At 74.3% G+C, this 23,083-nt stretch carries 17 protein-coding genes; 13 read left to right on the forward strand and 4 right to left on the reverse strand.

Annotated features, from left to right (window positions below):
* The first annotated feature begins 83 nt into the window (after positions 1 to 83).
* Positions 84 to 824, forward strand: coding sequence for a sortase domain-containing protein (locus ACZ6KO_RS07130; protein WP_469301022.1), 741 nt, complete (start codon positions 84 to 86; stop codon positions 822 to 824).
* Between the two features lie 87 nt (positions 825 to 911).
* Here the strand turns inward: ACZ6KO_RS07130 and ACZ6KO_RS07135 are convergent, their stop codons facing one another.
* Positions 912 to 1,871, reverse strand: a complete 960-nt coding sequence (locus tag ACZ6KO_RS07135; RefSeq protein WP_469301025.1) for a helix-turn-helix transcriptional regulator — start codon at positions 1,869 to 1,871, stop codon at positions 912 to 914.
* Between the two features lie 95 nt (positions 1,872 to 1,966).
* Here ACZ6KO_RS07135 and ACZ6KO_RS07140 point away from each other — a divergent pair, with 95 nt between their 5' ends.
* The 4 genes from ACZ6KO_RS07140 (at position 1,967) to ACZ6KO_RS07155 (ending at position 7,097) form a co-directional block, all read left to right on the forward strand.
* A complete protein-coding gene (locus ACZ6KO_RS07140; protein WP_469301028.1) occupies positions 1,967 to 2,686 on the forward strand; it encodes an NADPH-dependent F420 reductase in 720 nt (239 codons plus the stop codon).
* A gap of 4 nt (positions 2,687 to 2,690) precedes the next feature.
* Positions 2,691 to 3,944 (forward strand): winged helix DNA-binding domain-containing protein, encoded by a 1,254-nt coding sequence (locus ACZ6KO_RS07145; protein ID WP_469301030.1) that lies wholly within the window; start codon positions 2,691 to 2,693, stop codon positions 3,942 to 3,944.
* 421 nt (positions 3,945 to 4,365) lie between these two features.
* On the forward strand, positions 4,366 to 6,516 hold the full coding sequence (locus tag ACZ6KO_RS07150; RefSeq protein WP_469301032.1) for a PIG-L family deacetylase: 2,151 nt from the start codon (positions 4,366 to 4,368) through the stop codon (positions 6,514 to 6,516).
* 38 nt (positions 6,517 to 6,554) lie between these two features.
* Positions 6,555 to 7,097 (forward strand): sugar O-acetyltransferase, encoded by a 543-nt coding sequence (locus ACZ6KO_RS07155; RefSeq protein WP_469301034.1) that lies wholly within the window; start codon positions 6,555 to 6,557, stop codon positions 7,095 to 7,097.
* Between the two features lie 63 nt (positions 7,098 to 7,160).
* Here ACZ6KO_RS07155 and ACZ6KO_RS07160 read toward each other — a convergent pair whose 3' ends face one another.
* Positions 7,161 to 8,660, reverse strand: a complete 1,500-nt coding sequence (locus ACZ6KO_RS07160) for a glycoside hydrolase family 15 protein (RefSeq protein ID WP_469301036.1) — start codon at positions 8,658 to 8,660, stop codon at positions 7,161 to 7,163.
* A 536-nt stretch (positions 8,661 to 9,196) separates the two neighbouring features.
* On the opposite strand from ACZ6KO_RS07160, the gene ACZ6KO_RS07165 reads away from it, so the two are divergent.
* From ACZ6KO_RS07165 to ACZ6KO_RS07195, 7 genes are all read left to right on the forward strand, one after another.
* Positions 9,197 to 10,801 (forward strand): hypothetical protein, encoded by a 1,605-nt coding sequence (locus ACZ6KO_RS07165; RefSeq protein ID WP_469301039.1) that lies wholly within the window; start codon positions 9,197 to 9,199, stop codon positions 10,799 to 10,801.
* Positions 10,802 to 10,875: 74 nt separating this feature from the next.
* Positions 10,876 to 11,790: a cyclase family protein gene (locus ACZ6KO_RS07170; protein ID WP_469301588.1), complete on the forward strand. Its 915-nt coding sequence runs from the start codon at positions 10,876 to 10,878 to the stop codon at positions 11,788 to 11,790.
* Between the two features lie 131 nt (positions 11,791 to 11,921).
* Positions 11,922 to 13,502: a GMC oxidoreductase gene (locus ACZ6KO_RS07175; protein ID WP_469301041.1), complete on the forward strand. Its 1,581-nt coding sequence runs from the start codon at positions 11,922 to 11,924 to the stop codon at positions 13,500 to 13,502.
* Between the two features lie 240 nt (positions 13,503 to 13,742).
* Positions 13,743 to 14,537, forward strand: a complete 795-nt coding sequence (locus ACZ6KO_RS07180) for an SDR family oxidoreductase (RefSeq protein ID WP_469301590.1) — start codon at positions 13,743 to 13,745, stop codon at positions 14,535 to 14,537.
* A gap of 33 nt (positions 14,538 to 14,570) precedes the next feature.
* A complete protein-coding gene (locus tag ACZ6KO_RS07185) occupies positions 14,571 to 16,055 on the forward strand; it encodes a cytochrome ubiquinol oxidase subunit I (protein WP_469301043.1) in 1,485 nt (494 codons plus the stop codon).
* Positions 16,056 to 16,069: 14 nt separating this feature from the next.
* Positions 16,070 to 17,104, forward strand: coding sequence for a cytochrome d ubiquinol oxidase subunit II (locus tag ACZ6KO_RS07190; protein WP_469301592.1), 1,035 nt, complete (start codon positions 16,070 to 16,072; stop codon positions 17,102 to 17,104).
* Between the two features lie 45 nt (positions 17,105 to 17,149).
* Positions 17,150 to 18,934, forward strand: coding sequence for a cation:proton antiporter (locus tag ACZ6KO_RS07195; protein ID WP_469301045.1), 1,785 nt, complete (start codon positions 17,150 to 17,152; stop codon positions 18,932 to 18,934).
* Here the strand turns inward: ACZ6KO_RS07195 and ACZ6KO_RS07200 are convergent.
* Complete coding sequence (locus tag ACZ6KO_RS07200) at positions 18,894 to 20,735, reverse strand: glycoside hydrolase family 15 protein (RefSeq protein WP_469301047.1); 1,842 nt, start codon at positions 20,733 to 20,735, stop codon at positions 18,894 to 18,896. The two genes, ACZ6KO_RS07195 and ACZ6KO_RS07200, sit on opposite strands and share 41 nt — an antisense overlap.
* Before the next feature lie 111 nt (positions 20,736 to 20,846).
* Positions 20,847 to 21,797 carry a DUF389 domain-containing protein gene (locus ACZ6KO_RS07205; protein ID WP_469301050.1) on the reverse strand — a complete coding sequence of 317 codons (951 nt, stop codon included), beginning with the start codon at positions 21,795 to 21,797 and terminating at the stop codon, positions 20,847 to 20,849.
* A gap of 245 nt (positions 21,798 to 22,042) precedes the next feature.
* On the opposite strand from ACZ6KO_RS07205, the gene ACZ6KO_RS07210 reads away from it, so the two are divergent.
* On the forward strand, positions 22,043 to 22,966 hold the full coding sequence (locus tag ACZ6KO_RS07210; protein WP_469301053.1) for an aldose 1-epimerase family protein: 924 nt from the start codon (positions 22,043 to 22,045) through the stop codon (positions 22,964 to 22,966).
* Positions 22,967 to 23,083: the final 117 nt, after the last annotated feature.

A 23,083-nucleotide genomic window follows, 5' to 3' on the forward strand; every position in this document is an offset into this window, starting at 1 on the left:
GCTCCGTATGTCACGCTGAAGGTGAACCGGGCCGTGCCACCTGCCGCGCGACCCGGCCGAGCCGATCGACACGGATGCCGCCCATGCCCCTGCCGTTCCCGACCCGCGCCGTACCCGTCGTCCTGGCGGGTGTCGCGACCGCCCTGCTGGTGGGGTGTACGCCCTCGGCCGCCGCCGGTCCGTCGGCCGCGCCGCCGGCCTCACCGCCCGTGTCGGCCCCGGCCGCCGCGCCTGTGGCCTCCACGCCCCTGGCCTCCGCGGCGTCCCCGGCGGCCGGGGCACCGTCCCCGGCCGCCGGGCCCGTGGCCTCGACGCTGTCCATACCCTCCGCGGGTGTCACCGGGCTGCGCGTGGTGCCCTACGAGGGCACCACCGACGACGTACCCGGCACCCGCATCCAGGACCGCGGCGTGGCGGCCAGCCCGTACGGGAGCCGGGGCGGGGTCGGACCCGGTCAGGTGGGCAACTACCTGGTCACCGCGCATCGCCTGTCGGCGGGCGGCCCGCTGCGCGACCTGCCCGCCGTGGACGAGGGCGACACCGTCCTCGTGACCGTCGGCGAGACGGTGTACACCTACGAGATCGTCGCGACCCGCAAGACGTCCTTCCGGTCGGAGCGCTCGCTGAGCGAACAGCGCGCCGCCGTGCCCGGCGCCCCCGGGGCGGCCCCCACCCAGGCCATGATCACGATCTCCACCTGCGCCACGCCCGAGGATCACGCCGAGGGCAACTTCTGGAGCGACGCCCAGGGCAACCCGGAGCACCGCATCGACAAGATAGGCGTCCTGCGCAAGACCACCGGAAGCCCGCGCCCCGCGGGCTGAGCCGGTCCGCGGGCAGGGACACCCGCCGCGGGCTGTGCCGGTCCGCGGGCACGGGCACCCGCCGCGGCGCGGCCGGCGGCGACGGGGTCAGCCCGTGGCGCGCAGGGTCCGCCGGGCCGTTTCGCGCAGGTGGCGTACGACCTCCGGGTCGGCGTCGAGGGTGTAGTCGGTGTCCAGGGCCGCGAGGGTCTGCGCGATACGGGCCAGCGAGTCGTCGGAGGCGTCCACGCGGCAGGTGTCCGCCGTACCGGCGCGAACGCGCGGCCCCAGGCCCCGGGCGCGGGCGCGCACCTGCTCGGCGGGCGCGCGGACGGTGGCGACGGCGCGGTAGCGGGTGGGCGCCGCCGAGAGCCGCCGGGCGACGAAGGCTGCGGGGTCGTCGCCGGGTACGGGCCGGGGCGGGACGCGCCGGCCGGTCGGCGCCGGCCCGGACATCCGGTCGAGGCGGAAGACGCGCCAGTCGTCCCTGCCGATGTCGTGGGCGAGCAGGTACCAGAAACTGCCCGAGGCCACCAGGTGGCAGGGCTCGACCCGGCGGGCCGCGCTCGCGCCCTGCCGGGCGGTGTAGTCGAAGGTGAGGACCTCGTGGTCGCGGCAGGCGACCGCGAGCGTGGCGAGGAGCCCGGGGTCGGTCCGCGGCCCGCGGTCCTCCCAGGTGATCCCGGCGACGGACCCCTGGAGCGCGGTGACCTGGCCGCGCAGCCGCCGCGGCAGGACCTGTTCGAGCTTGGCCAGCGCGCGCAGGGCGGTCTCCTCGATCCCGGTGAGGCCGCCCGCGGCGGTGCGCAGGGCGACGGCGATCGCGATGGCCTCGTCGTCGCCCAGGAGCAGCGGCGGCAGGTCCGTCCCGGAGGCCAGCCGGTAGCCGCCGCCGTGGCCGCGGGCGCTGTCGACCGGGTAGCCCAGGTCGCGCAGCCGGTCGACGTCGCGGCGCACCGTGCGCACGGTCACCCCGAGCCGGTCGGCCAGGTCGGCGCCGGCCCACTCCCGGCGGGTCTGGAGCAGGGACAGCAGGCGCAGCATCCGCGCGGTCGTGTCACTCGTCACGCCCTCCACTATGCCGCGTTCAAAGGACAGGAACTGTCCTGAATCCCTTCTACGGTGGCACCTGCCCAGCACGCCGCACACCGGGAGGTTTCCCCATGAAGATCACTGTTCTCGGCACCGGGGGCGGTGGCCGCGCGCACGCCGCCAAGCTCGTGGAGCTCGGTCACGAGGTGTTCGTCGGCACCCGCGACCCCGAGGCCACCCTGGCCCGCACCGAGCCCGACATGATGGGCAACGAGCCCTACGCCCGGTGGCTCGCGGCCCACCCCGGCATCACCCTGCTGCCCTTCGGCGAGGCCGCGGCCGCCGCCGACGAGCTCGTCATCAACGGCATCGACGGCCACAACGCCCCGGCGGCGCTGTCCGCCATCGCCGGCCGGCTCACCGGCAAGACCCTCGTCGACTACGCCGTCCCCTACCTCTACGGGCACGCGAGCGAACACCCCTGGCCCACGCCGTGGGGCGTGATGCCCGCGCTCGACCCGTGCGACACCGACAGCCTCGGAGAGCGGATCCAGCGCGCCCTGCCCGCCGTCAAGGTCGTCAAGTCGTTCGTCACGCAGGAGCAGAGCACCGTCGTCGACCCGGGGTCCGTCGGCGGCGGCGACCACACCATGTTCCTCGCCGGCGACCACCCGGACGCCAAGGAGCGGGTCACCGACCTGCTGCGGGCGTACGGCTGGACCGACATCCTCGACCTCGGCGCCCTGGTCTGCGCCCGCGGCATGGAGATGTACGCCCACCTGCACTCGGCCATCGGCTTCGGCCTCGGCCAGGGGGCCGGCGGCCACTTCGGCATCAAGGTCGTGCGCTGAACCCATGGCCGCCCTTCCCCGTATCACCGCCGCCGAGCGCCGGGCCCGGCTGGCCCGACGGCACCTGCTCACCGCCTCCGGCAGGGCGACGACGCCCCACGAGGTGGCCGACGCCCTGGTCGGGCTGCACGCCACCGACCCGGCGACCGTCTTCCTGGCCGTGGCCGCCCGCACACACGCCCCCACCGTCGCCGCCGTCGAACGGGCCCTGTACCGGAGCGCGGGCGAGGGCCCCGTACCGGACGGTCCGGTCGACGGGCCGCACGACGGGCCCGCCGGCGGCCCGGCACTGGAGCGCGTACGGTGCATGCGCGGCACGATGTTCGTCGTGCCGGCCCGGCTGGCCCCGGCCGTACGGTCCGCGACCGTCCGGGACGGCGGCGCACGGCACCGCGCGGACACCATGGCGCGACTGCGCGAGGCCCTCGGCTGGGACGACCGACGCTACGCCGCCGTGGAACGGGCCGTCCTGGACGCCGTCGCCGCCCGCGACGGCTCCACCGCCGCCCAACTCGTCGCCGACGTACCCGCCTTGGGCGAGCGGATCGTCATGTTCCCCGGCAAGCCGTGGGAGACCCGCCAGCGCGTCGGCTCGCAGGTCATCGGCGTGCTCGCCGCCGAGGGCCGGATCCGGCGGGCCCGCCCGGCCGGATCCTGGACCTCCGCGCAGTTCCGCTGGACGCCGGCGCACCCGCTGCCGGACGTGCCCGCCGCCGAGGCCAGGGCCACGCTCGCCCGGCACTACCTCGCCGCCTTCGGGCCGGTGACGGTGGCCGACCTGAAGTGGTGGACCGGCTGGACCCTCACCGACACCCGCAAGGCCGTCGCCGCCGCCGGCGCACAGGGCGTCGAGCTCGACGAAGGCACCGGTTACGTCCTGCCCGGCGACCTCGGAGTGATGGCCTCCGACGAGAGCGGCGCGGCCCTGCTGCCCGGCCTCGACCCCACCCCGATGGGCTGGCGGCACCGCGACTGGTACCTCGACCCCGGCCACACCGCCGCGCTCTTCGACCGCAACGGCAACATCGGCCCCACTCTCTGGTGGAACGGCCGCATCGTCGGCGGCTGGGCCCAGCACGCGGACGGCCACATCAACCACCACCTCCTCACCGACCCGGGGAAGGCCGCCCGCGCGGCGCTGGCGGAAGAGGCCGACCGGCTGTCCGCCTTCCTCGCGGACAGCCGCGTCACCCCCTGCTACCGCACCCCACTGGAGCGCCGGCTCGCCGGGGCCGCGGGGCGTACGACTCTCATGTGATGGGGTCCCCCTCCTCGAACGTGAGAGGACTCCAGGCGGCACCCGCCGCGCGCGGGGCACCGGGAGCACCGGCCGAGAAGGGCGGCCCCCGTTGTGAACTCGCGCACACGTTCCGCCCCGGTCCGCGCCGTCCCGCCCGTGGAATGGGTCACACCCGGCCGGGGTGTCGTGCGCCCGTACCGCCCGTCCCGCCGTGTCCACGGGGTGGGCGACGTACATCACAGCCCTTTCCGAAATGGGGCAAATCGGACCATATCTCGCAATCAACTCGATTGCCGATATACGCCACTTGATCCTGCGTCAGTCGAAATCGTGCGATGCATAATCGAGCCCGGTCGTCTCCGAGAGCGGTGGAGCCGTCGGGGCGCCGGCCGAGCTCTCGGCGGAAGTCCGCCCCGCACCGATCCCCAAGGCGTTGCCGATGTCCCTGCCCAGCCGCCCCCGCCTCGCGGCCCTGATAGCCGCGTGCGCCGTCGGCGCCGTCGGTGTGACGACCTGGGCCTACGGACACGCCGGAGCCGGAACCGGAGCGGCAAGCGCGCCGCCGCCGGAGCGGGTGGCCACGGACACGGCGCCGCGGCCCGGCGTGACCGGGAGCTCCGTCCTCCAGGTCGTCGCGCACCCCGACGACGACCTCTTCTTCATGAACCCCGACCTGAGCCGCTCCATCGCCGCCGGCGCCAAGGTCGCCACCGTCTTCCTGACCTCCGGGGAGTCCGACGGCCGCAACGAGGCCCACGGTTCCCACCTGAACGACCCCGAGGGCCCCGCCGACCGCGCCGCCTACGCGGAGGCCCGGCAGAACGGCATACGCGGCGCCTACGCGGAGATGGCCACCGGCGACCGCACCAGCGCGTGGCGGCGCACCTCCGTACCCACCGCCGGCGGCGGCAGCGCCGAGGTGGACGTTCTCCTCGCCCGGCCCGAGGTCCACCTGGTGTGGATGCAGATGCGCGAGGGCCGCAGCATCTCCGAGGACAATCCGGACAGCCTGCGCGGCCTGTGGGACGCCAAGGTCCCCGCCCTCGGCTCCCTGCTGACCTCCGGGACGCCGGTCGAGGAGGCCTTCTCGTACACCAGGGACCAGGCCGTCGACGCCATAGCGGGCGTCCTCGCGATGTACCGGCCGACGACGATACGCATGCAGGACCCGACGCCCGGCCGCGCGGAGGGCGGCGGCCCCTTCCACGACCACCAGGACCACATATACGGCGCCCGCTTCGCGCAGGCCGCGGCCGAGCGCTACGCGAAGTCCGCCGAGCGGCCCCACTTCGCGGTCCAGAACTACGTGAACTACCTCAACACCTCCCTGCCGCCGACCCTCGACGAGCGCACGGCCGAGGAGAAGCTCGGCTACCTCAAGACCTACGCGTGGACGGACCGCGAGGACTGGTGCGGCAGCCCCGCCGGCTGCGGCGACCGCAAGACCGCGACCCGGCCCACCGGCGCGGGCTGGAACAGGGCCCTGCGCTACAGCCGCGGCGAGGGCACCACCTGGATGACCGAGGGCGTCCCCGGCCGGCTGTGGGCCTTCGGCGTCCTGGACGCCCAGATGGCGTACTGGACGCGCCAGGGCCCCGACGCCCCCTGGCAGGGCCCGCGGTTCCTGCCCGGCACGGGCACCGGCACCGGCATCGACGCGGGCGCGACGGCGGTCCGGCTGCCCGACGGCAGGATCGCGGTGTTCGGCACGCGCACCACGCTCGGCGCGACGGCGCAGGGCTACGGCCGCGACGTCGTCCACACCGTCCAGGACGCCCCCGACGGCACCTTCGGTCCCTGGCGCTCCCTGGGCACCCCCGACACCACCGACATATCCGGCACGTCAGCGATCAGCGGACCCGCCGTCGCCGTGGACGCCGAGGGGCGGATGACGGTGTACGTGCGCGACTCCGGGCGTACGCTGCGCGCCCGTGCGCAGACGGCGCCGGGCGGCACGTTCGGCCCCTGGCAGGTCCTGGGCGGCGCCGCCCTCCAGGGCGATCCGGTCACCGCGACCGACGCGGCGGGGCGGTCCCACGTGTACGCGGCCACGGCCGGGTCCGTGCTGGCCTGGGTCCGGCCCGGCCCGGACGCCCCGTTCGCCGGCCCCTTCCCGACGGGCCTGCCGGCGACCACCGGCACGCTGACCGCGCGACCGGAGGGCGACGGCGTCCGCCTGTACTTCCGCATGCCCGGCACGGGCACCGTCGCCACCAGCCTGGCCACCACGGACGGCGCCGCGCCGACGCTCACGCCGGTCACCGAGGCGGGCGGCCAGGGCGGCTACGGCGCCGTCGGCGCCGCCGGCTCCCTGCTCGCGGGCCGTGCGGGCACGGGCACGGTCAGCGTGTCGGGCGTGGACGGGGCGCGGCCCTGGCACGAGTCCGGGATGTTCTACTCGGGGGCCCCGGCGGCCGTGGCCGGGCCGGACGGTACGGCGGTCGCGGCGGCGCTCGGTCTCGACGCCGGCCTGCACGTCCTGGCGGCGCCCTCGCCCGGCCCCGAGCCGATCGGCGACCGCGCCCGCCCCGCGTGGCACCCGGCGGTCCCGCCCCGCACGGAGGCCCAGGCCGCGAAGCGGCTGCCCTAGGTCTTGCCCGGTCACCGGTGGACAGCAAGGATCGTGGCATGTCCAGCGACCGTCTCATGCGCATCCACAGCGCCGAGTTCCAGGCCATGGCCGAGAGGGTCCTGCGGGCCACCGAGCTCACCTCCCGCCTGAACGTCCTGCCTTTCGACGACGAAGCGGGCAAGGCGGAACTGTTCGAGCAGATCCTCGGCAAGCCGCTGCCGCCGAAGGTCACGATCTATCCGCCCTTCTACACGGACCACGGCCTGAACCTCGACCTCGCCGAGCGCGTCTTCATCAACCAGAACTGCACGTTCCTGGACTACGCCGGCATCCGGATCGGCGAGCGCGTGATGATCGGACCGAAGGTCACGTTCATCACCAGCGGCCACCCGGTTGATCCCGAGGAGCGGCGGCTGTACCTCACCGGCGCGCCCATCGACGTGGCGGAGAACGTGTGGATCGGTGCCGGTGCCACGATCCTGCCCGGCGTCAGCATCGGCCGTGACGCGGTGGTCGCCGCCGGCGCGATCGTCGCCGATGACGTTCCGCCGGCCAGCCTGGTCACCGGAAGCAAGGCGACCCTGCACCGAACGTGGTGAAGGCTTTTCCGCTGGCTCACCGACCCCTTGGAATGGAGCATCCAGGCGCATGGCCCACGAGCGCTACGGCCGCCGCGGCGGGGTGGGCAGCCCCGGGCCGTCGAGCGACACCAGGGCGAGGACGACGATCGAGCCCGTCCACGCGAGGGGAGCGACCGACGACGGGGTGCCCGCCGCGTTCACCTTCTCCGGCAGCTCGCCGAGCGCGTTCCGCTTGGCGAGCACCCAGTCCAGGACCCGCCCGGCCTGCGCGGGCCGGCCCGTGCCCGCCCACGCGAGCGCGAAGAAGGCCGTGCTGGGCGTCCAGGCGTTCTGCCCCCAGGGCGCCATCGGATCGTTCCCGGGCGTCAGACCCCCGTTGGGCAGCAGCAGGGCCCGGTACGTCGCCTCGAGCGCCTGCGGCAGCCCGGCGGGGGCGGCGTTGAACGGGGGCGCGAGGAACGCCACCGCGCTGTCGTGCCCGCCGCGCCCGTCGACGGTGCGCCGGTACCCCAGCGGGGCGAACGCCGTGGTGATCCCGGCGGAGAGCCGCCGCGCGGCACCGGCCCAGCGCTCCGCGTCCGCCGGCCGGTCCGTCTCCCGGGCGAGGTCCGCGGCCGCGTTGAGCCCGGCGAGCAGCGGAGCGGCCGTACCGATGTTCGGCGTGGCCGTCATCAGCTCCCAGTAGTCGGGGGACGCCGGGGGAAGCCCGTCCGGCCGCAGGGAGCCCGCCACGTGGTCGGCCGCCCGGCGGATCATCGGGTACAGCGCGGACAGCCGGGCGCGCCGGCTCGCCGGGCGGGCCTGCTGGTACCACTGCCAGGTGGCCCAGGGGACCCAGCCGCTGGCGTCGAGCTGCCACCGCCGGCCGTCCGGAGGGCCGGACCCGTCGAGCTTCGTACGCGCGTCCCAGGTGCCGTCCGCCCGCTGCGTCGCGGCGCTGTACCGCAGGATCCGGTACGCCTCGGCGTCGTGGCCCGTGTGCGCGAACGCCGCGGCGACGAAGGCGGAGTCACGCGGCCAGGAGTACATCCAGCCGGCGGTCCACCCCGCCGCCAGCGCGCCGTTGGGCCGGAGCAGGGCGCGCATGGCCAGCAGGGCCCGCCCGGCCGCCGCGCGCCGGGCCGGCGACCTGCCCGGGACCGTGCCCGCGGCCAGCCAGGCGCGGCTGCGCTCGATCTGCCGCCGCGCCGCCGGATGGCCGGACGGCACCACCGCCGAGACCGTGCCTCCGTCGGGCAGGTACCGCCACCGGCCGGAGGGCAGGAGCAGGACGTTGCTCCCCTCGACGTACCGCGCGCCCCGGGCGGTGGCCGCCAGGACGCCCTCGGCGGTGGTCGCGTTGGAGAGCAGCCCGACGGTGGGCGGGGCCAGCAGCGACAGGGGGGCGGGCAGGGCGGGCACGGGTACGGAGAGGCCCACGGCGTCACCCCGGCCGTCGTGCCCCGCGGGCCCGGCGAACACGACCGGCCGGGCCGCCTCCGCGCGCCGCCCGGCGGGATGGCCCGCCGTGCACACCGGGAGTGCGATACCCGCCAGGGACGCGGCGACGGCCAGCCACCGCACGAGCCGGAAACCCCGCATCGCCACTCCCTCCGTGGGGCCTTCCGGCCGCGCGGCCGCCGGATCCGCCGGGAGCCCCCATCCTTCAAGAGCCCCGAGCACCCCGCCACGGCACACCCGCCGCCCGGGTGAGCCGGGCCCGACGCCGCCGAAGGGCCCGCGCCGGGAGCGGCCCGCGCCGGGCGGGCCTTGGGTGGGGCGCGCTCCGGGTGGGGTCCGGGTCGGGTTGCACGCGGACGGCAGGTGCCGAGAAGCCGCGGCGGGAGGGCGCACGCCCGGCTGGGTGCCGTTCCCGGGGGTGCGTGGCGGGAGCGGTTCGTGTGGGGCCGGGGTCGCGTCGGGACGGGGGCTTTGCGGCGGGTGCGCCTGCCGAGGGTGGACCGGGCGGGTCCGCCGCCCGTGTCATCCGTCTGGCGACGCCCGGATGCCGGACCCCGGGGTCCGTGCCCACCATGGGAGCCCGCGGGCCCCGCGGCCCGCCGGGCCGGGCTGCCGCCCGTACGGCCGCGCACCGCACCGCCCCGTCCGGTCGCGCACAGCGGCGAAAGGGGTGGTGCATGGGCACGGCGTCGATCGAGGGCGGCGAGGACCTGCGCACGCGTCCCGCCGCGGCGGGCCACGCCACCGGCCGTCGCCGCGCGCCCCGCGCGATCCTGCCGGCGGCCGGGATCACGCTCGTGGCGGCCGCCGGCGCCCTGATCGCGGTCGGATGCTTCCTCGGGCTCTACGTGCGGCCCACCTCCGACGACTGGTGCGCCGGCTGGAAGTCCCGGGACCTGGGCGTGCTCGGCATCACCTCCGACTTCTACGCCACCCAGAACGGCCGGGTCACCAACGCCTTCCTGAGCGGTGTCCTCTACGGCGACTACGGCGGCCACGCCGCCGTTCCGCCCGGAATCAAGATCCTCCCCACCGTCATCGCCGTCACGTTCACGGCCGGCCTGGTCCTGCTGGGGCGCGAGTTCGTCCGGCTCCTGGGCGCACGCCCCCGGCCCCTGCTCCTGATCGCCTGCGCCCTGGTCGTCCAGGCGCTGGTCTACTTCGGCGGCACCCGCAGCTACCAGGTCCTGCTGTGGGCGCCCGCCACGATCTCCCACACCATCCCCAGCGTCATCGGCGTCTGGGCGCTGCTGCTGGGAATGTGGACCGTGCGCCATCCCCGCCCGGCCGTCCGTACGGCCGGCTTCGCCGCGGCCTTCCTCATCGGCTTCGCGCTGGGCACCCTGAGCGAGCCGTTCGCCTTCGTCAGCGGTCTGCTCGCGGCCGCGGCCGGACTGCTGGCCCTGCCCCGCCTCGGCCTGGCACGGAACTGGCGCCCCTTCACGTGGTGCGCGCTGTGGTGCGCCGGCCTCCTGTGCGGGCTGGCCGTCCTCTTCACGTCCCCCGGCGCCCGGTGGCGCCGCGCCCAGGAGCCGCCCGGGGAGTCGCTGCTGTCCGCGGACGGGCTCCGCGGCACCTTCGAGGGCTGGCTGCACATGTGGGACACGGTCACCGGCCAGTGGGCCTACCTCGGAGCCGCGGCCGTCGGCGTCCTCCTGGGCGTGGGCGTGGGCCTGGGCGTCGGCGGGACCACGGCCCGGGGCCCCGGCGCGGGACCGGGTCAGGACACCGGACCACCAGGCCCGCGGCGGCCCGCCCCGCGCCCCCTGCTGATCACCCTTCTCCTGCTCCCCGTACCCGTGGTGCTCCTCGGATCGTTCGCGGTCGCGCTGGGGCTGCGCAGCGGCTACGGCCCGAACGGGTGGACGTACGCCCGGACCTGGACCAGCTACCTGGTCCTGATGGAGCTGGCGCTCTGCGGCTACGGCGCCCTGCTGGGCGCGTGGGGCAGCCGGTACCCGGCGGCCCGCGGCCGCCGTGCCTCCGGCCCGGTCCTCGGGGCGGCCGCCGCGACGGCCGGCTGCCTGGCGCTGGTCTCGGTGGCCGCGCTCGTCCCGAACGTCCAGGCACTCACGACCGCGACCGTCACCCGCGCGGTGGCCTGGGACGCCCAGAACGCCCGGATCCGCGCCGAGGCCGCGCGGGGCGCCACGGACGTGGGGTACCGCCGCCTCCCCATCGGGAACCTCGCCGAGCCCTTCTACACGTCGTCCTACGAACGCGACTGGGCCGCCGCCTGCGTGTCGAAGTGGTACGGCGTCACCCGCATCCACCGCCGCTGAGCGGTCCCCCCACACACAGACCAGGAGGACCCCGAGTGGCGGACGACACGACCCACCGGGCGGCCCCGCGCCCCATGACGGAGGAGGCCTTCCGCGCCCTCTGCGCCGACCTGCGCGACCACGCGGTCAGCGGCCCGGAGCACGGGCGCGGCGCCCTGGCGTACCTCACCCCCGAGCGCGTGGCGGCGGCAGCGGCCGGGGTCCGCCACGGCCGCACCGTGTCGCTGGCCGCACCCATCGAGACGTGGCCCGGTCCGGACAACCCGCAGTGCGCCTCGTACCGCGTGACGGGCCCGGCCGAGGCCGCGACCGGCGCCCCGGGCGTGCACTTCGCCCTGGACCACTTCGCGATGAACGTGCACGGGGACGCCGACAGCCACCTCGACGCCTTGTGCCACGTGGTGTTCGACGGCGAGCTCTACGGCGGCGTCCCCGAGGCGGCCCTGCGGACGGGCGGCAGCCGGCCGATCTCGCTCGACCTGGTCCGGGACGGCATCGTCGGCCGTGGCGTGCTCCTGGACGCCGCCCGGCTGCGCGGGCTGCCCTGGCTGGAGCCCGGCGACTGCGTGACCGCCGACGACCTCGCCGCGGCCGAAGAGGCCCAGGGCGTCCGCGCCGGCCCCGGCGACCTGCTGTTCGTACGGGTCGGGCACCGGCGCCGGCGCCGCGAGACGGGCCCGTGGGACGCCGCGCACGCACGGGCGGGTCTGCACCCGCACGCGGTGCGTTTCCTGGCCGAACGGCAGATCGCCGTCCTCGGCTCGGACGGAAACAACGACACCGCCCCCAGCCCGGTCACCGGCGTCGCCTTCCCCGTCCACGTCCTGGCGATGCGGGCCCTGGGCGTGCACCTCATGGACTACCTGGACCTGGAGGAGCTCGCGCGGCTGTGCGCGGAACTCGGACGCTGGGACTTCCTGTGCACGGTGGCCCCGCTGCGGCTGCCGGCCGCCACCGGCTCGCCCGTGAACCCGATCGCCGTCCTGTGACCGTACCGGCACCGGGGCCCTTCGGGGTGCCGCACCGGCGAGGGCCGTATACGTTCGAAGAGGGACCCCGCTGTGACGGACAGGCCCGGTGAGGGCGCGGCACCACAGACCGAGGACGGACGGTGGTCGCGGTGAGCGACACCCCCCACTACGACGCCATCATCATCGGAACCGGCGCCGGCGGCGGCACCCTCGCCCACCGGCTCGCCCCCTCCGGCAAACGCGTGCTCCTCCTCGAACGCGGTGACTACCTCCCGCGTGAACGCGACAACTGGGAATCCACCGCCGTCTTCGTCAAGGGCAAGTACCGCGCACCGGAGTTCTGGTTCGACAAGCACGGTCGCGAGTTCCCGCCCGAGGTCAACTACTACGTGGGCGGCAACACCAAGTTCTACGGCGCGGCGCTCTTCCGGCTGCGCCCCGAGGACTTCGGCGAACTGCGTCACCACGACGGGCTCTCGCCCGCCTGGCCGATCCGCTACGAGGACCTGGAGCCGTACTACACGCAGGCGGAGCACCTGTACCTGGTGCACGGGCGGCACGGCGAGGACCCCTGGGAGGGGCCGGCCAGTGCGCAGTACGCCTATCCGCCGGTGGAACACGAGCCGCGCATTCAGCAGTTGAGCGACGACCTGGAGAAGCAGGGCCTGCACCCCTTCCACCTGCCGATCGGGGTGAACCTGACCCAGGACGCCGACGGGCGGGCGACCCCGCACAGCGTCTGCATCCGCTGCAACCGGGTGGACGGCTTCCCGTGCCTGGTGCGCGCCAAGTCCGACGCCCAGGTGATCTGCGTGGAGCCGGCCCTGGAGCACCCCAACGTGGAAATGATCACGAACGCCCACGTGGTGCGGCTGGAGACCGACGCGACGGGCCGCAGCGTCAGCGCGGTCGTCGCCCGGCTCGCCGGCGGCGAGGAGGTCCGCTTCTCGGCGGACATCGTGGCCGTCGCCTGCGGGGCGGTCAACTCGGCGGCGCTGCTGCTCGCTTCGGCCGACGACCACCATCCGCGCGGCCTGGCCAACAGCTCGGACGTGGTCGGCCGCTTCTACATGCGCCACAACAACCTGGCCCTGATGGCCGTGTCCAGGGAGCCCAACGACACGCAGTTCCAGAAGACCCTGGCGCTGCACGACTGGTACCTGGGCGCGGACGACTGGGACTTCCCCCTCGGCGGGATCCAGATGCTCGGCAAGTCCGACGCTCAGCAGATCCACGGCGAGGCCCCGCGCTGGGCGGGCGCGGTGACACCGGACATGCCGTTCGAGGTCATGGCCCACCACGCCGTCGACTTCTGGCTGTGCGGGGAGGACCTGCCGCTGCCCGACAACCGGGTCACCCTGGACGGCGACGGCCGGATCCACCTCGCGCTCGACGAGACCAACAACATGGCGGGCCTGGAGCGGCTGCGGCACAAGCTCCAGCACATGCTCGGGCACCTGGGCATGCACGAGCACCACCTGCTGGACCACAGCATCTACCTGCACAAGGGCATGCCGATCGGGGCCACCGCCCACCAGGCCGGGACCGTCCGCTTCGGCACCGACCCGGCCTCCTCGGCCCTGGACGTGCACTGCAAGGCGCACGACCTGGACAACCTGTACGTGGTCGATACGAGCTTCTTCCCGAGCATCGGCGCGGTCAACCCGTCCCTGACGGCCATCGCGAACGCGCTGCGGGTGGGCGACCACATCCTGGAGCGGATCGGCTGACCCGCGCGGTCCGGGCCGGGACACCGCCGAACGGGCGAAGAACCTCAGCCGGGTGACGCAATGCGGACCGCCGCGGGCGGCCGCGCTCCGGCGCCGGTGGTTGTGTGGCGCCCGGACCCGCCCGGGCGTCCTCACGCGGACCGCCCGGACTGGCCCGGACAGCACGGGACACGGTCGCGGAGGAGGCGGTCAGAGTTGAGTTCCACCGAGCACGTACCCCGGGGCGTGATTCCCGCACATCTGCTCCGGGGCCAGAAGGTGCTGGTGACGGGCGCCAACTCCGGGATCGGCAAGGCCACGGCCATCGGCATGGGCCGGGCCGGGGCGGACGTGGTGGTGAACTACGTGGCCGGCCGCGAGTACGCCGAGAAGGTCGTCGAGGAGATCACCTCCTTCGGGGTGCGCGCGGCGGCGTACGAGGCGGACGTGTCCGACGAGGACCAGGTCGTCGCGATGACGAACCGGATGGTCGAGGAGTTCGGGACCATCGACATCCTCGTCGCCAACGCCGGACTCCAGCGGGACGCCGCGTTCACCGACATGACCCTCGCCCAGTGGCAGAAGGTGCTGGACGTCAACCTGACCGGGCAGTTCCTGTGCGCCCGCGAGGCGACGAAGGAGTTCCTGCGCCGCGGGGTCGTCCCCGAGGTGTCGGTATCGGCCGGCAAGATCATCTGTATGAGCTCGGTGCACCAGATCATCCCCTGGGCCGGGCACGTGAACTACGCCTCCTCCAAGGGCGGCGTCCAGATGATGATGGAGACCCTGGCCCAGGAGCTCGCCCCGAAGAAGATCCGGGTCAACGCGATCGCCCCCGGCGCGATCCGCACCCCCATCAACCGCAGTGCCTGGGACACGGAGCAGGCCGAGCGGGACCTGCTCACGCTGATCCCGTACGGCCGGGTCGGCGACCCGGAGGACATCGCCCACGCGGCGGTCGGCCTGGCCTCCGACCTCATGGACTACGTCGTGGGAGCGACCCTGTACGTGGACGGGGGCATGACCCTCTTCCCCGGCTTCGCCACCGGCGGCTGACCCCACCCGCGTCGGCCCCCGGGGGAGACACGCATGCACACCACGGTCCACCTGCTGGCGGACGTACCGCCCCAGATGCTGCCGGCCCGCTCGCTCATGGCCTTCACCCTCGCCTCGCACATCATCCTCGTGCCCCTGGGCGTGGCCCTGCCGCTGATCACCCTGATCATGCACGGCTACGGACTGCGCAAGGGCGATGCGACCGCCCTGCTGCTGGCGCGGCGCTGGTCGGCGGTCATGGCCGTGCAGTTCGCCATCGGGGTGGTCACGGGAACCGTCCTGTCCTTCGAGTTCGGCCTGCTCTGGCCGGGCCTGATGGGCCGGTGGGGCGACGTCTTCGGGATCGGCTTCGGCGTCGAGGCGTGGGCGTTCTTCCTGGAGGCCGTCCTCATCGCCATCTACCTCTACGGCTGGCGCCGGCTGCCCGCCCGTACCCACTTCCTGCTCGGGCTGCCCCTGCCGGCCACCGCCCTCCTGGGGGCCTTCGGCATCCTGGCCGCCAACTCCTGGATGAACACCCCGCAGGGCTTCCGCCTCGACGACCAGGGCAACCCCGTCGACGTGGACGTCTGGAAGGCGATCTTCACCCCGATGTTCGGGCCGCAGTACTGGCACTTCGTGGTGGCCATGCTGCTCACCGCCGGATACGTCGTCGCCGGCGTGTACGCCGTCGGCTGGCTGCGCGGCCGCCGGGACCACTACCACCGCCTGGGCTTCACCGTGCCCTTCACCGTCGCGGCCGTCTTCACCCCGGTCCAGTTCATGCTCGGTGACGCCATCGCCCGCGCCGTGTTCCACAAGCAGCCGGTGAAGTTCGCCGCGATGGAGATCGTCTGGAACACCGACACGCACGTACCGGAATACCTCTTCGGCCGCCTCCATCCCGACGGGACCGTCTCCGGCGGCATCAAGATCCCCCAGCTCGACTCCATCCTCGCCGGCTTCAGCCCCGACACCCAGGTCACGGGACTGACCTCCGTCCCCGCCGACCAGCGGCCGAACGCCACTCAGGCCACCATCGCCCACTGGGCCTTCGACATCATGGTCGGCATCGGCTCCGTCCTCGTCCTGCTCGCCCTGTGGTACGGGATCGTCTGGCTGCGCCGCCGCCGGCTGCCCGCCTCCCCGTGGTTCTACCGCAGCGCCGCGTGCGCCGGCGTGGCCAGCGTCGTCGCCGTCGAATGCGGCTGGATCACCACGGAGGTGGGCCGCCAGCCGTGGATCGTCTACCAGAACATGAGGGTCGCCGAAGCCGTCACCGCGACCCGCTCCGGCGCCCTGTGGACCATGTTCGGGCTGGTCGTCGTGGTGTACGTGCTCATCTTCGGCGCCTTCCTGGCCGTACTCCTGAAGATGCGCACCCGATGGCGGCTGGACGACGAGGCGCGCGGTGCGGGAGCGACGTCGCCGACACCGGAGACGGACACCCCCTACGGCCCCCGCCCGGCGGTCGCGGCCGGCGGCACCGCCACCGACCGCGGCGACGGCCCGGCGCCGACCGAGGGGGGCAAGCCGTGACCGCCGCCGACGTCATGGCGGTCGTCCTGCTGCTCGCGATCGCCGCGTACGCCTGCGCGGGCGGTACGGACTACGGCGCGGGCTTCTGGGACCTGACCGCGGGCGGGGCGGAGCGGGGCAAGCGCCCCCGGTGGCTGATCGACCACGCCATGGCGCCCGTGTGGGAGGTCAACAACGTCTGGCTCATCTTCGTCCTCGTCATCATGTGGACCGGGTTCCCCGTCTTCTTCCAGACGGTGTTCCTCGCCATGTGGCTGCCCCTCGCCCTCGCGGCCGTCGGCACCGTCCTGCGCGGCGCCGGCTTCGCCCTGCGCAAGCCCACCCGCAGGCTCGCCGGACGGCGCGTCTTCGGGGCCGTGTTCGCCATCGCCTCGCTGCTCACGCCGTTCTTCCTGGGCGCCGCGGTGGGCGGCATCGCCTCCGGCCGGGTGGCACCGGGCACCGAGCCGTCCGCGCACGCCTGGTCCAACCCCACCTCCGTGCTCTTCGGCCTGCTCGCGATCGTCGCCACGGCGCTGCTGGGCGCGGTGTTCCTGGCCGCGGACTCGGTGCGCTTCGAAGCCCCCGACCTGCACGCCTACTTCCGCCGCCGGGCCCTGGCCGCCCTCGCCGCCCTGGCCGTCCTGGCGGTGGTCACGCTGTTCGTCACCCACGGCGACGCCCCGCACGTCTGGCACGGTCTCACCCACGGCGCCGGGCTGTTCTTCGTCATCGTGTCCGCGGGGGCGACGCTGGTGACGGCCTGGCTGCTGCTGCGCACCTCCGCCTCCGGCGTGTGGTCGCGGGTCACGGCGGTCGCCGTCGTCGCCTCGGCGGTCATCGCCTGGGGGATGGCGCAGCGCCCGTACCTGATCCCGGGCTCGCTCACGGTGGCCGAGGGGGCCGGGGCGCCCGCCACGCTGCACTGGCTGCTCATCGTCACCCTCGTGGCCCTCGCCCTGGTCTTCCCCGCCGTCTTCCTGCTGTACCGCCTCGACACGCGCGGCGAGCTGGAGCCCCTCACCGATGCCGACCTGCGGCGGGGCGGCGGCCCGCAGGGCCGGGACTGACCCCGCGGGGCCGGGCCGGGCGCGGGCGGGAGGGACGGGAACACCGTGAGCGAAGACGAGATCCTGCTCGGCATCGCCCTGACCCTGGTGCTCGCCGTGGGCTCCCAGATCCTGGCGAGCCGGCTGCACGTGCCGTCACTGATCGTGCTGCTGCCGGTCGGCTTCACCGCCGGGGCGCTGACCGACGTCATCCACCCCGACCAGCTCGCGCCCGACTTCCCGGCGCTGGTGTCCCTGGCCGTCGCCGTCATCCTCTACGACGCCGGCCTGGGCCTGCGCCTGCACCACCTCACGGGCGAGCCGCGGTCGGTGGTGGTACGGCTGATCGTGCCGGGCGTCCTGATCACCTGGGCAGCCGGACTGGGTCTGGTCATGGCCCTGTTCGACGTACCGCTCACGGTCGCGGTGATGATCGGCGTGATCCTCGTCGTGTCCGGTCCGACCGTCGTCGGCCCGCTGCTCGATCACGTCCGGCCGACCGACCGGGTACGGAAGATCCTGATCTGGGAAGGCTCCCTGATCGACCCGATCGGCGGCATCCTGGGGGCCGTCGCCTTCCACGTCATCGTCCACATCCAGTCGGGCCGGGGGCCCAGGTTCGGCATGTTCTTCGGGAGCCTGGCCGTCGGGCTGGCGGGCGGCGCGGTCGGGGTCCTCCTGCTGTGGGCGACCCTGCGGCGGATGCGGCTCGGCGAGACGCTCGGGACGCTCGCCCAGCTGGCGGCGGTCGTCGCGGTGGCCGCGGGCTGCGACATGCTCCTCGACGACACCGGGCTCATCGCGGCGATCGTGATGGGCATGGCGGCCGCGAACCTGCCCGGGTTCGACATGCCGGCCCGCCGCCCCTTCTTCGAGACCGTCGTCCAGCTCATCATCGGCCTGCTGTTCATCTCGCTGTCGTCCACGGTCGCGCCCCGGGCCGTGGTACCGGTGCTGCTCCCCTCGCTGGCCCTCGTCGCCGGACTCGTCCTCGTGGTCAGGCCGCTGGTGGCCTGCCTGGCGACGGCCCGTACCCACCTCGGCTCCGGGGAGCGGGCGTTCATCGGCTGGATGGCACCGCGCGGCATCGTCGCGGCCTCCACCGCCGCGACGTTCTCGGCCACCCTCGTCGACGACGGCCTCTCCGGCGCGCAGGACATCCTGCCCGTCACGTTCCTGGTGATCGTCGGCACCGTCCTGGTGTACGCGCTCACGGCCCGGCCCGTGGCCGCCCGGCTGGGCGTCGTCCGGCCCGCCCGGACCCGGCCGCTGCTGGTCGGGGGCGCGCCCTGGGTGGTCGATCTGGCGCTGGCCCTGCGCACGGCCGGGCTGGACGTGCTGATGTGGGCGGGGCTCGCCCGGGAGCGGCGCCGTATCGAGGAGGCCGGCCTCGAACTGGCACCCGGCGAGCTCCTGGCGGCTGCGGCCGACCCCGGGGCCCGCCTGGAGGGGGTCACGGCGGTCTTCCTCTGCACGGACGACGACGATTTCAACGCGCTCGCCTCCGTCGTCGTCCAGGACAGCGTCGAGGGACCGGTCTACCGGGTCGGCCCGCCGCCCGACAGCAGCGGGGTCGTGGCCCCGTACACCGGCGGCGCCGTCCTCTTCGGCCCCGAGCTCGTCCGCGACGCCCTCGCGGCGCGCCACGGCCGGGGCGCCCGCTTCCTGGTACGGCCCGCCTCGGATCCCCTTCCGCCCGGGCACACGACGCTCTTCGTCGTACGGCGCGACGGGCAGCTGGAGCCGGTCGGCGCGGCCCACCCGCGCGCCCCGGCGGAGGGCGACTCCCGGGTGCTCCTCGGCCCCGCGCCTACCGCAGCTGCGCCCGGTTCAGCGCCGCGTCCAGGGTGATGGCGGCGTCGATGAGGGCCAGGTGCGTGAAGGCCTGCGGGAAGTTGCCCAGCTGGCGGCCCGTCAGGTCGATCTCCTCCGAGTACAGGCCGAGGTGGTTGGCGTACCCGAGCATCTTCTCCAGCACCAGCCGGGCCTGGTCGATCCGCCCGGCCCGCGCCAGCGCGTCGACGTACATGAACGTGCACAGCGAGAACGTGCCCTCGGAGCCGCGCAACCCGTCCGGCGAGGCCTCCGGGTTGTACCGGTACACCAGGCTGTCGGTGACCAGTTCCTGCTCCATCGCGTTCAGCGTCGAGGTCCACATCGGGTCCCCGGGCGTCAGGAAGCCCACCGTCGGCATGCGCAGCAGCGACGAGTCGAGCACGTCGCTGCCGTAGTGCTGGACGAACGCGCCGCGCGGCTCGCTCCAGCCCCGCGCCATGACCTGCTCGTAGAGCGCGTCCCGGGCGGCGCTCCAGCGCTGCGCCGGAGCCGGCCGGCCGGTGGCCTCCGCCATCCGCAGCGCCCGGTCGAAGGCCACCCAGGACATCGCGCGGCCGTAGGTGAAGTCCTGGCGGCCCCCGCGGGTCTCCCACAGGCCCTCCTCCGCCTGGTCCCAGTTGTCCGCCAGCCAGTCCAGGACGTGCAGCAGTCCGGTCCACCCCCGGTACCCCAGGTGGATCCCGTGGCGGTGCGCGAAGGAGATGCTGTCCATCGCCTCGCCGTAGATGTCGAGCTGGAGTTGCGTCGCGGCGCCGTTGCCGATGCGCACGGGAGCCGAACGCTCGTAGCCCTCCCAGTGCTCCAGGCTCTCCTCCTTCAGGTCGGAGGAGCCGTCGACCGTGTACATGATGTTCAGCGGCCCGGAACCCCCCTCGCCGCCGGCCCGTTCCTTGATGCGGTCGTCGAGCCATCCGATGAACGCCTGGGCCTCCTCCGTGAACCCCATGCCCAGCAGGGCGTACACGGAGAAGGAGGCGTCCCGGATCCACGTGAACCGGTAGTCCCAGTTGCGCTCCCCGCCCAGCTGCTCGGGCAGGCCCGTCGTCGGGGCGGCCACCACGGCGCCGCTGGGGGCGTACGTCATGAGCTTCAGGGTCACGGCGGAGCGCTCCACCGCCTCCCGCCAGCGACCCGTGTAGTGCGACCCGGACAGCCAGGTCCGCCAGAAGCCGATGGTCTCGTGGAACAGCTGCTCGTACTCGGCCAGCGGGACCTCGCGGGGCGGCCCGTCGGAGCCGGTCTCCAGGACCAGCCCGCGCTGCTGTCCCGCGCTCAGGCTCAGGGTGAGGTGCAGATCGTTCTCGCCGGTCAGGGAGTTCGCCAGCCGCTCGTCGTCCGGTTCGCGGATCGGGTGCAGGGTGAGCGAGGCCCCCTCCGAGGTGAACACCGCTCCGTGCTCCGTGACGTGGAGCTCGTGCGGCTTGCGCCCGTAGTCGAAGCGCGGCGCGACGGAGACCTCGAACGTCATGCTGCCGCGCACGCAGCGGACCATGCGGACCAGCCGGTGGCGGGCCGTGACCGTGGTGCCGGTCAGCGGCATGAAGTCCACCACCTCGCCCGCTCCGGCCTCGGTCATGAAGCGGGTCACGAGGATCGCCGTGTCGGGGAGGTACAACTGCTTCGTCGCGTACATCGCGTGGGCCGGCCGGACCGTGCAGTGCCCGCCCTTGTCCTTGTCCAGCAGGGCGCCGAAGACGCTCGGTGAGTCGAACCGCGGACTGCAGAACCAGTCGACCGTTCCGTCGATGGTCACCAGCGCGGCCGTCTGCAGGTCTCCGATCAGACCGTGGTTCTCGATCAGCGGGTACTTGTCCATCACGGCGTCCTTCCGGCTGCGAGACGTCACCCGGATCCGCTCCCCCGGCCAGGTTAAGCCCGGGACCGGCCGGGGGCCCGCCGAGATCGGAACGACGCTCCGTTTCACGGCCTACGCCTGCGGCCCGGCGGCCGCGGCGCGGGCGCGACGCCAGAAGCGCCGCTGCAGGCGCAGCGTGAGCAGGCCGACGAGGACGAGGACGACCACGTTCAGCAGGAGCTGCAGAAGTGAGCCCCAGGCCTCGGACCCGTCGGCGAAGGCGAGCGACACGGCGATGTCCGAGGCGGCGGGGATCGTGGTCACCGAGATGAAGACGCCGAGGAGGGCGCTGGCGCGTGCCTCGGTGAGCGAGACGATGCCGACGATCCCGGCGAGCGCGGCCACGACCAGCGAGAAGAAGTCCGGCGTGTCGATGAGGTGCGACACCGGGCGCAGGCCCTGCCGGAAGGCCTCGGACTCCAGGCCCGCGGCGCGCACCAGCACCGAGAAGGCGAACGTGACGACGATGGCCAGCAGGAACCCGGCCGAGAGCGCGCGCAGTCCCTCGCGCACCCGGCGCCGGTTGCCGCGGTCGAGGCCGAGGGCGATGCCGGCGATGGCGTTGTACTCGGGTCCGACGACCATGGCGGCCACGATGAGGATCTGGGAGTTCGTCATGATGCCGACCGAGCCGATGAGCCCGGCGACGACGAGGAACAGGTAGAAGGAGGGCAGGTAGGTGCCCTCGGCCCGGATGTGGGCCTCGACCGCGGCCCACAGCGGGGTGTGGACGAGCGCGCTGGGCTGGTCCGCCTCCAGCCGCTCGGCGCGCTGCGAGAACATCATCTCGACGTCGTCGACGGCGATCGACCCGGTCCGGTCGACCCCCAGGGCGCGCAGCCCGCCGAGCACCCCGTTCGCGGCGCCCTTGACCACATCGCATTCGACCGTGTCGCCGTCGGGTGCGCGCGCCGCGGATTCGCAGACCACGAGGTTGAGGACCTGGCCGTCCGCCGTGAGCAGGTCGACGGTGCGCCGGGTGAGCTCGGGCGGCGTCACCATACGGAAGTGGATCAGGTCCATCCGACCCTCCTGTGGGCGTCGGCCCCGCGGCCGGGCGGGGTGGCGTCACGATGCTCCCCGCGACCGCCGCCGCCGGGGCGCAGGCCCGCCGCCGGGGGGCCGACGCCCGCCCGAATGGCAGCCGGGCGCGCAGCGTGGCCGTCGGCCGTGGGCCGGTGGGCCCATCGGGCGACTTGTGCGCGGGAATCCGTCCGAAGGCACGTGTCCCGCTTGCTCCGTCCCGTGTCCGCTCCCAGGCTCCCCCTGTGCACGAGAGCCCGTCCGGACAGCAGACGATCCTGCGGTACCACGACCACGTCGCGGTCGTCGTGGAGCTCGGGGCGGCGCTGCGGTCGTACGCCGTGGGGGACCGGCAGCTGGTGGCCGGATTCGGCGCCGAGGACCGGATCACCGCCGGCCGCGGCCAGATCCTCCTGCCCTGGCCGAACAGGATCGGCGGCGGGCGCTACCGGTGGCACGGCGAGGTCCAGCAGCTCCCCCTGACGGAGCCGGAGCACGGCAACGCCATCCACGGACTGCTGCGCTGGACGTCGTGGCAGGTCGTCGAGGCGGACGGGCGCCGGGCGGCACTGGAGGCCACGCTCTGGCCGCAGCCGGGCTACCCCTTCCACCTGCGGGCCCGGGCGGAGTACGTCCTGGGCGACGCCGGCCTGGAGGTCGGCGTGACCGCCTGGAACCGGGGCGACGGCGTGGCGCCGTACGGCATCGGGCAGCACCCCTACCTCACGGTCGGCACCGGGACGGTGGACGAGGCGCTGCTGACCGTGCCGGCCGGGACGTGGCTGCGGACCGACGGCGCGGGCCTGCCGGTGGGGGAGGAGGAGCCGGTGTCCGGTACGCCGTACGACTTCCGTACGGCCAGGGCGATCGGCGGGACGGCGCTGGACACCCCGTTCGGCTCCCTCGACCGGGACGCGCGGGGACGCCCGGTGGTCCGGCTGGCCCACCCCTCCGGTGCGTACGGAACGGACCTCTGGCTCGGCGAGGGCGCGGACTACCTGCAGATCTACACCGGCGACACGCTCCCCGCGCCGCAGCGGCGCCGCGCGGTGGCCGTCGAGCCGATGTCGTGCCCGCCGGACGCCTTCACGAGCGGCACCGCGGTGGTGGCCCTGGCGCCCGGTGCGCGGCACACGATGCGCTGGGGGATCACCCCGTGGGGAGGCTGAGGGGGGAAAGCGGCGCGGGGAGTGCGGCGCGGGGAAACGGCGCGGGGAGTGCGGCGCGGGGAATCGGGGGGAATACGGCGGGGGCACCACTCGTTCCCGGGTATAGTTGAATCGTAA

This window comes from Streptomyces sp. NPDC042102 (assembly GCF_055582305.1).